8 protein-coding genes are annotated in these 9,724 nt (G+C 35.3%); 5 read left to right on the top strand and 3 right to left on the bottom strand.

What is annotated here, in order from left to right:
* Positions 1-80: 80 nt before the first annotated feature.
* Complete coding sequence (locus ACIQ1E_RS03585; protein ID WP_396168761.1) at positions 81-1,373, bottom strand: aminopeptidase P family protein; 1,293 nt, start codon at positions 1,371-1,373, stop codon at positions 81-83.
* 300 nt (positions 1,374-1,673) lie between these two features.
* Between ACIQ1E_RS03585 and ACIQ1E_RS03580 the strand changes: the two genes are divergently transcribed.
* The 5 genes from ACIQ1E_RS03580 (at position 1,674) to ACIQ1E_RS03560 (ending at position 7,112) form a co-directional block, all read left to right on the top strand.
* Positions 1,674-2,342, top strand: a complete 669-nt coding sequence (locus ACIQ1E_RS03580; RefSeq protein ID WP_396168759.1) for a succinate dehydrogenase cytochrome b subunit — start codon at positions 1,674-1,676, stop codon at positions 2,340-2,342.
* 14 nt (positions 2,343-2,356) lie between these two features.
* Entirely contained in the window at positions 2,357-4,366 is a 2,010-nt protein-coding gene (locus ACIQ1E_RS03575; RefSeq protein WP_396168757.1) for a fumarate reductase/succinate dehydrogenase flavoprotein subunit, read from the top strand.
* 7 nt (positions 4,367-4,373) lie between these two features.
* A complete protein-coding gene (locus ACIQ1E_RS03570) occupies positions 4,374-5,135 on the top strand; it encodes a succinate dehydrogenase/fumarate reductase iron-sulfur subunit (RefSeq protein WP_396168755.1) in 762 nt (253 codons plus the stop codon).
* A gap of 155 nt (positions 5,136-5,290) precedes the next feature.
* Positions 5,291-6,304, top strand: coding sequence for a hypothetical protein (locus tag ACIQ1E_RS03565; RefSeq protein WP_396168754.1), 1,014 nt, complete (start codon positions 5,291-5,293; stop codon positions 6,302-6,304).
* A gap of 40 nt (positions 6,305-6,344) precedes the next feature.
* Positions 6,345-7,112 (top strand): nitrilase family protein, encoded by a 768-nt coding sequence (locus ACIQ1E_RS03560; protein WP_396168752.1) that lies wholly within the window; start codon positions 6,345-6,347, stop codon positions 7,110-7,112.
* Here ACIQ1E_RS03560 and ACIQ1E_RS03555 read toward each other — a convergent pair.
* Both ACIQ1E_RS03555 and ACIQ1E_RS03550 read right to left on the bottom strand, forming a co-directional pair.
* Positions 7,101-8,771: an Ig-like domain-containing protein gene (locus ACIQ1E_RS03555; RefSeq protein WP_396168751.1), complete on the bottom strand. Its 1,671-nt coding sequence runs from the start codon at positions 8,769-8,771 to the stop codon at positions 7,101-7,103. The two genes, ACIQ1E_RS03560 and ACIQ1E_RS03555, sit on opposite strands and share 12 nt — an antisense overlap.
* Positions 8,772-8,976: 205 nt before the next feature.
* Positions 8,977-9,660: a ComF family protein gene (locus ACIQ1E_RS03550; RefSeq protein WP_396168749.1), complete on the bottom strand. Its 684-nt coding sequence runs from the start codon at positions 9,658-9,660 to the stop codon at positions 8,977-8,979.
* Between the last annotated feature and the right edge of the window lie 64 nt (positions 9,661-9,724).

Raw genomic sequence — 9,724 nt, 5'->3', positions numbered from 1 at the left:
AGAAATTAAGAAAATCAAGATTTGTAAAACTTCTTAATAAAACTTAATTAATGGTTCAAAAAATCAATAAAAAGAATGACTTAAATATTCATCAAACTCTCAATTTCCTCAATCTCAATCGGGATGTTTCGCATTAAATTGAAAGGTTCTCCAGATTTTTGAACCACCACATTGTCTTCTAATCGGATTCCGAAACCTTCGGCAGGAATGTAGATTCCAGGCTCAACTGTAAAAACCATATTGGCTTGCATCGGTTCGGTCAGTTTTCCGTAATCGTGGGTGTCCAATCCCATATGGTGGGAAGTTCCGTGCATAAAATATTTTTTGTAGGCTGGCCAATCTGGATTTTCGTTTTGCACGTCGGCTTTATCGATAAGCCCTAACCCAAGCAATTCCGAAGTCATTACTTTGCCGACTTCATAATGATATTCTTTCCAAAGTGTTCCTGGAGTTAGCATTTTTGTTGCTTCGTTTTTTACACGAAGAACAGCATTGTAAACTGCTTTTTGTCTGTCGTTATAGCGTCCAGAAACAGGAATAGTTCGGGTTAAGTCACTTGAATAATTCGCATATTCGGCAGCTACGTCCAATAAAATCAAATCTCCCGCTTTACATTGCTGGTTGTTTTCGATATAGTGTAAGACATTGGCATTGTTTCCCGAAGCAATAATTGGAGTGTAGGCAAACCCTTTGGAACGATTGCGAATGAATTCGTGAATCAGTTCGGCTTCGATTTCGTATTCCATCACGTTTGGCTTTACAAAAGGAAGTAATCTTCTAAAACCTTTTTCGGTGATATCGCAGGCATTTTGAATTAAATCCAATTCTTCTGTTTCTTTCACAGAACGAATGCGTTGCAAAATAGGATTGCTTTTGGCAACCTGATGCGCAGGATATTTCTCTTTCCACCATTTTACAAAACGGGCTTCACGGGTTTCTGTTTGGACTGAGGCGCGGTAATGCTCATTGGTATTGATATAAATTGTATCCGAATACGTCATTAGCTCGAATAAAACTTTTTCAAAATCTTGCAACCAATGCACGGTTTTGATTCCTGAGACTTCGAAAGCGCGTTCTTTGGTCAGTTTTTCGCCTTCCCAAATCGCGATGTGTTCGCTGGTTTCTTTCAGAAACAACATTTCTTTTTGGTTTTCATAAGGTGCGTCTGGGAAAAGCAACAAAATGCTTTCTTCTTGATCCACGCCGCTTAAATAGAAAATATCCCGGTGCTGCGCAAACGGCAAAGTGCTATCGGCAGAAACGGGATAGATGTCATTAGAATTAAAAACGGCCACGCTATTTGGCACCATTTGAGCTGTGAATTTAGCGCGATTTTTTATAAAAAGTTGTCGGTCGATTTGATGGTATTTCATATAACTATAAATTATAAGTATTCAAAAGTAGGAACTTTGGAAGAAAAAAAGGGCTTTAGCTAAAAATAATTGCACAAGTATAAAACTAAACAATTATTAAATTAAAATTAAATCTTTGGAACATAAAAAGGTTTATTTGTAAATTTCGAGTTATTAACTGATTTAATGGTTGTTAGCGGCTTAATTTTTATATGAAATTCAAAAAAAAAGAATAATTATAAATAACGAAAAAAGGTTGTGCATCACTTGAATTTCCTTTATTTTTGCGTAAATTTTTATTAAATTATATTCAAATTACTTATGGCAAAATCTGCAATATTGAAGTCGTCAATCGCTAAAAAAGTGGCAATGGCGCTTTCAGGACTTTTTTTGATTATGTTTCTATCGCTTCACTTTTTTATTAATATGGTCTCCGTTTTTAGCGCTGATTCATTTAATGCGATGTCACATTTTATGGGTTACAATCCGTTAATCCAGTTTGTAATGCAACCGGTTTTAATCGCTGGAGTAGTTTTTCACTTCGTGATGGGTTTCGTTCTGGAGTTGAAAAACAGAAGCGCAAGACCTGTAGCCTATGTGAAATACAACGGAGCTGCAAATGCTTCTTGGGCATCTAGAAATATGATTATTTCTGGGGTGGTGGTGTTGGCTTTTTTAGGACTGCATATGTACGATTTTTGGTTTCACGAAATGGCGTATAAATATGTAGAAGGGAATGCGATTGATGAAACAAGATATTTTCACGAATTAGTTGCTAAGTTTGAAAGTCCAGTTCGTACAGGTTTGTATAGCATTGCCTTCGTTTTATTATCAGTTCACCTTTGGCACGGTTTCACTTCATCTTTGCAGTCCATAGGATTTGACAATAAAATTGGAAAATCATTGCATGGAATATGTTATGCATTTGCGGTAATAGTTCCTGTTGGATTTATTTTCATTGCATTATTTCACCATTTTTTTAATAATTAATATCAATCTATATAATGAAACTAGATTCTAAAATACCAGAAGGTCACATTTCACAAAAATGGACTGATTATAAAGATCACTTAAAGTTAGTTGCTCCAAACAACCGACCAAAAATAGACATTATCGTAGTAGGAACAGGTTTGGCAGGTGCTTCTGCTGCAGCCTCTTTTGCTGAAATGGGTTATAATGTAAAAGCATTTTGCTACCAAGATTCTCCACGTCGTGCACACTCTATTGCTGCCCAAGGAGGAATCAATGCTGCAAAAAATTATCAAAATGATGGTGATAGTACGTACCGTTTGTTTTACGATACAATCAAAGGTGGAGATTACAGAGCTCGTGAGGCAAACGTACACCGTTTAGCTGAAGTTTCTGGAAATATCATCGACCAATGTGTGGCTCAAGGAGTTCCATTCGCACGTGATTACGGTGGATATTTGGATAACCGCTCTTTTGGTGGTACTCAATTGCAACGTACTTTTTACGCGGCAGGACAAACTGGACAACAGTTGTTATTAGGTGCTTATTCTGCGCTTTCAAGACAAATTGGTCTAGGAAAAATAGAGATGTACAATCGCCACGAAATGTTGGAATTAGTGAAGGTAAATGGTAAAGCTCGCGGAATCATTGCTCGTAACTTGGTAACCGGAGAATTAGAAAGACATTCTGCTCACGCTGTAATTATTGCAACCGGAGGTTACGGAAACGTTTATTTTCTTTCTACCAATGCAATGGGATCGAACGTTACTGCAGGTTGGAAAGTACACAAACAAGGAGCTTTATTTGCAAATCCTTGTTATGTTCAAATTCACCCTACTTGTATTCCAGTTCACGGAACCAATCAATCTAAATTGACTTTGATGTCGGAGTCATTGAGAAACTCTGGTCGTATTTGGGTTCCTAAGAAAAAAGAAGATGCAGCAGCCATTCGTGAAGGAAAATTGAAAGCCTCACAAATAGCCGAAGAAGATAGAGATTACTATTTAGAGAGGAAATATCCATCATACGGAAATTTAGCTCCTAGAGATATTTCTTCAAGAGCGGCGAAAGAAGTTTGTGACGCAGGTCACGGTATTGAAGCTAACGATACTAACGAAGGTGTTTATTTGGATTTCTCTACTGAGATTCAATCTAAAGGAAAACAAGCCGCTTTCGCTAAAGGAAATCACAATCCTTCACAAGAAGAAATTGTGACTTTAGGTAAAAAATGGTTAGAAGAAAAATATGGTAACTTGTTTACTATGTACCAAAAAATCACCGATGAGAATCCTTATGAAACGCCAATGAAAATCTATCCGGCTGTTCACTATACAATGGGTGGTGTTTGGGTTGATTATAACTTACAATCTACAATTCCGGGTTGTTTCGTTGCTGGAGAGGCAAACTTTTCTGATCACGGAGCAAATCGTTTAGGAGCTTCGGCTTTGATGCAAGGTTTGGCTGATGGATATTTTGTATTGCCATACACGGTTTCTGATTATTTAGCTGATGATATTCGTACTGGAAAAATCTCTACTGATTCGCCAGAATTTGCAGCTGCCGAAAAGAGTGTTAAAGATTCTATCGATAAATTCTTAAACAATAATGGAACAAAAACTGTGGATCATTTCCACAAACGTTTAGGTTTGATTATGTGGAATAAAGTTGGAATGGGACGTACTGAGAAAGGTTTAACAGAAGCCATTTCAGAAATTGCAGCTTTGAAAGCAGAATTTTTGAAAGATGTTTATGTTCCTGGAAGCGCAGACGAATTGAATCCAGAATTAGAAAAAGCACTGCGTGTAGCTGATTTTATCGAATTAGGACAATTGATGGCCATCGATGCTTTACAAAGAAATGAATCTTGTGGAGGTCACTTCCGTGAAGAATATCAAGATGCAGAAGGAGAAACACTTCGTGATGACGTAAACTTTAAATTTGTTGGTGCATGGGAATACAAAGGCGATGACATCAGTAAAGAAGAGCTTCATAAAGAAGAATTGAATTACGAATTTATCAAAATAGCCGCAAGAAATTACAAATAAAAAAATTATGAGCGCAGCAAAAAATATCAATATAACCCTTAATATTTGGCGTCAGAAAAATGCTAAAGCAAAAGGGAAAATGGAAACATACAAATTGAATGATGTTTCTACGGCCAGTTCGTTTTTGGAAATGTTAGACCAATTGAACGAACAATTAGTAAACGAAAGAAAAGAGCCAATCGCATTTGACCACGACTGTCGTGAAGGTATTTGCGGAATGTGCTCTTTATACATCAACGGACGTGCACACGGTCCAGACACAGGAATCACAACTTGTCAATTGCACATGAGAATGTTCAATGATGGAGATACCATCGTGATTGAGCCTTGGAGAAGTGTTGCTTTCCCAGTGATTAAAGACTTAGTAGTAGACAGATCTTCATTCGAAAGAATTCAGCAAGCAGGTGGATTCGTATCGGTAAACACTTCCGGAAACACTATCGATGCGAATGCAACTCTAATTAACAAAAATGATGCAGACAAAGCTTTTGAAGCAGCTGCTTGTATCGGTTGTGGCGCTTGTGTAGCTACTTGTAAAAATGGCTCAGCTATGTTATTTGTTGGAGCAAAAGTATCTCAATATGCGTTATTACCACAAGGACAAATTGAAGCGACTGACCGTGTACTGAATATGGTACGTCAAATGGATTTAGAAGGTTTCGGAAACTGTACCAACACTGGAGCTTGCGAAATTGAATGTCCAAAAGGAATTTCTTTGGAAAACATCGCTCGTATGAACAGAGAATATCTTTCTGCAAGTTTGAAATAAAAACTAAACCTCATAGGTTTTGAAAACCTATGAGGTTTGAATACTACAAAAATACGCATTCATTAATTTGGATGCGTTTTTTTTGTCTATTTAATTGTTGGCTTTTATAAGATAAAACGGTTATATTTAGACTGTAATATTTTTCACAAAATTAAATGAACCATAAAAGTATATTTGACAACAACGACAGCGGTCATAAGATGCTTTACGCTGTAGTTGGGTTTTTTATAATCCCTCTTATTCTATATGTATTATATCTCCTTGTAAGGCTAAACCAGTGGAATTTTTTCCCTTTAATTCTGGGTCTTATTTTCCAAGGCAAAAGATTGTATGGCACTTGGAGGCCACTAATTGAAAATTTTGTAATTGCACTTGGGGGCACTTTTTTTGTTTTCATTATGATCCATAAGGCTAGCCTTAAGGTCGAACACGAAATATTTTTTATAACCTATGCTTTTTTGTTGTGTTTTATATTGGCATTTTTAGTTAAATTTAAAAAAAACAGAATCTTGATAATTCCACAATTAACAGAAGGAGTTACACTATTACATTCTATTGCCATTATTTATTGGTTGGTAGATTTTTCAAGAGTTTATATTTATGCAAAGATTATCTATGTGTTTTTCTTTATTATAATTCTTTTTACATTGTTTTCTATTATAAATGCTTTTACAAAAAGTCCGCTCTCCAAGACAAATCGTTTTTTGTTGAGTCTCTGGAGTTCTTTAGTAATGATTCTATTGGCATTAGACTACATTATTAGTATTTTTAAAAACGGAGAAATAAGTGATGCTTTATCATTTCAAGAAGGTGTTTTCGTTTTTGTTCAATATTTTTTATTAGGCATTTCCGCAATCTATATTGCTCAAAATATTAATATGATTTTAGGATTTTTGCCGGATAAAGGTGAACGTATATTTCAGACTTCTCGTCGTCGCAAAGTTTTAAAAAAAGATCATATTGAAAGATTTTCTGAAAATCAAGTTAGTGTTTGGTATTCTTTATTTTGTTTAGTCTTTTCGGCGTCTTTGTTTTGGTTTAATTATGAATTCCAAATTATAAGTAGACAATCTGTAATTTGGATTGTTTTTGTTTCGTTTCCAATTCTTATTTATTGCTTTGAATATTTTAGAATAAAACTGATTTCAAGTCCGTATAAATCTGTTTGATCCGTGTTATCTGTGCGCCATTTTTTAGTAATTTTATAAAATGAAAATCGCACTCATCCAATCTTCTTTATTTTGGGAAAACCCAATTGCCAATCGAAATCATTTCGAAGAAAAAATTAATGCTATTACCGAACAAGTAGATTTGATTGTGCTTCCTGAAATGTTTACTACAGGTTTCACAATGAACCCTCAATCTGTCGCTGAATCAATGCAAGGCGAAACAGTACTCTTGCTTCAATCTCTAGCAAAAGCCAAAAATAGCGCCATTACAGGCAGTTTAATTATCAAAGAAAATGATAATTTCTACAATAGATTGGTTTTTGTTTTTCCATCGGGGGAAGTTCAGTTTTATGACAAAAGACATTTATTTACCTTGGCTGGCGAAGACAAAGTCTATACTTCAGGCAATGAAAAATTGATTGTAGATTATCTGGGTTGGAAAATTTGTCCACTTATTTGTTACGATTTGCGTTTTCCTGTTTTTGCGCGAAATGTCGAAAATTATGATCTTTTATTTTATGTTGCCAATTGGCCGAAGCCTCGCGTCAATGCTTGGGATATTTTGCTCAAAGCACGCGCAGTCGAGAATATGTGTTATACTATTGGGGTAAATAGAATTGGCTTAGATGACAATAATTATGAATACAATGGACACGCACAAGCAGTCGATTTTCTAGGAAATTATCTGCTGGAACCACAAGAAACCGACGGAATTTTCATTGTAGAATTAGACAAAGAAAAATTGCTCGAAACCAGGAACAAACTAGGATTCCTGAACGACAGAGATTTCTTTAACCTAAAAACTTGATCTAGATTTTTTTTTTACGTCTTTCTTGGGTTTAACTTTCTTAATAGGTTCGGGACTGTAAGGAATACTCAAATCAAAAACTTGTTCCACATCCCAATTGGCACGGACATCTATTTCTTTCGAAAAATAGATTACTTCTTCTGCTTGACGTTTCTCCAAGTAATTTCCTGTATCCCATTCCTTGTTTTTGTTGTCGTCGTAAATCGCCCTAAGCGAAAAAAGCGCAGGGTCAATCAAATTAAATTCCACTATTGTTTTACTTTCGCTGTATTCCGTAGCTAAAACCTCCCCTGTTTTATTAGTCAATTGCACTAAAACAGGAAATCTTTTCACGTTTTGTAAATTCACTTTTAGATTCCCAAAATCTGCTTGGCTTTTAGTGCTCAACTTGAATGTTAAGGCTTTGTTGGATTGGTCTAAATAATCAATCAATGCGCCGGGCATCAATTGTATGGTATAGTTTTCTTCAAAATCTTTCTTGAAATCAAATTGAAGACGTTGTGTAAATTCATCATATTTAGTGGTAAACACCACAGCTGTTGAATCTTTTGTAATGAGTTTTATTTTGGAATTGTCAATTTTAGTCAATGGCGTCGCACTTTCTAAAGTAAATTTATCCCTAAAACCAGAATCGCTATTTTGCAAAGTGCCGATATTTAAGCTGTCTTTTTTCTGTTCTTTAACTTTAAAACTAAAATTCTTACTGTAGTTGCCCTTCGAAACCGCCAAAGAAAGAGAATCTGTTTTCAAGGGTTTGAACCATATTTGAATCGAATCCTTTTTAGGGAATTGAGTGATTATTGTGGGTAAATCGGTAGTGTTATTTTTCAATGCCAATTTAATTCCCTTTGCTTTTCCTTCATAAGGAAGCACAATTTTATTTCCGGAGGCTTGATAAGGCTTTTGGGCTTTAAATGGAGGCACTTCTTTAAATAATTTCAACTCAAATAGCGAGTCCGTTGGCACGGTTATAAATTGTTTATTAAAACCAATTTTATCCTTGTTAGGATTGAATTTGTTATTAGAACCGTAATCTTTCATCGCGACAATTAGGTAGTTGCCTGCTTTTAAATTTTCTAATTTAAAAGTTTTCAAACTGTCCAACGTATTTGTAATATACCGTGGGTATTCTTTGTAAACCACGGAATCAGTATATTTGTCATTTACCTCATATAGCATCACCGAAACAAAGGATTCTACATCTTTAGTGTACGCATCTTTTACCGTTCCCGAAATAGATAACGAATCGATAATACTTCCGGTAGAAAACACATATTTAAACTGATTATAAGGGTTTCCTTCGTTGTTGTCTTCTATACTTTGCCCAAAATTGAAACTATAAGTAGTATTGGGTTGCAAAGTGTCGTTAATTTTCACGGTAATTGTTTTACTTGCAGTCGTGGGTAAAATAAGGGGTTCGTTCTTCATTGGCGGCGAAATAATTAACTGCTTCTTTATATCTTTTAACTTGACAAATTCGTCAAAAGTCAATTTGATTTCGGTTCCTTTAAAGTCGGTGCTAAAATTTTTGGGATAACTCGATTTCAAAACTGGAGCAAGCGTATCTTTCAAACCGCCAGTGATGCTGCCTCTCTTGGCGCAACTTACCATAAATAATACGAATAGAAATAGAAAATATCTAGAGTTGTTTTTCAACATAATGAATCAATTTTTAGAAGACACAAAATAACAATTATATTCGCTGTAAATGAAATGTTTTAAATTTTTATTGGGAGCTATTTCCAGCTCTACACTGTATCTTTTTCTTTTTAAAGGAAAAAGAAAAAGGTAATTGCGAGAGCAATTTATCCATCTGGGCTAAAAACATCCGCATTTCAGATTGAATTTTACTTTAAACAACTAATCAAGAATGCGCCATCGCCATACAAACTATACTAATTCTTGCTCCAGGAATTTTCATCAAGGCGTGCGAACAAGCATCAAGTGTTGAGCCAGTGGTAATCACATCATCAATAAGCAAGAAATGTTTGTTGTAGTCTTTTTCGGTAAAGGTAACATCAAAAACAGCGTCGATGCCTTCGCTTCTATTCAATAAGTTTTTTTTGGACTGGGTTTTCGAATAAATGTTCCGAACTAATAAATCGTGGTTGTAAGGAATATTTAAACCAGTTGAAAGCGCTGTGCCAAAATTAGTTACTTGGTTGTAACCTCTTTCCCGAAGTTTTCTTTTGTGTAACGGCACGGGAATGATTTCATCGACGGATTGTATTATTTCCAAATTTTTCAAATCTTCGGCATACCATTCTCCCAGAACAGTGCCAATTTCTTCTTGTCCTTTGTATTTCAAATTGTGAATTAATTCCTGAACGATTCCTTTTTTATGAAAATACAATAATGCTGATGTGTGTTCGACCGGAATTCGACCATAAAACTTTTTAACGGCTTCATTTTCTGGATTCAAATGATGATTGGTCAGTGGAATATTGTGTCGGCAAATGGTACAAATCACGTTTTCATTCGATAGTAAAAACGAATGACAACCTGCACAAACGGCTGGAAAAAATAGATTGATTAGGGTTTGAAACATAAAAACGCCAAATTTTCATAAAAATAGCAAAATCTTGGCTTCAAACTTCGGAAATGTTTCTTTT

The sequence above is a fragment of the Flavobacterium sp. genome, assembly GCF_044348915.1.
Classification (GTDB): Bacteria; Bacteroidota; Bacteroidia; order Flavobacteriales; family Flavobacteriaceae; genus Flavobacterium.
This window is presented reverse-complemented; position numbering and strand designations above follow the sequence as displayed.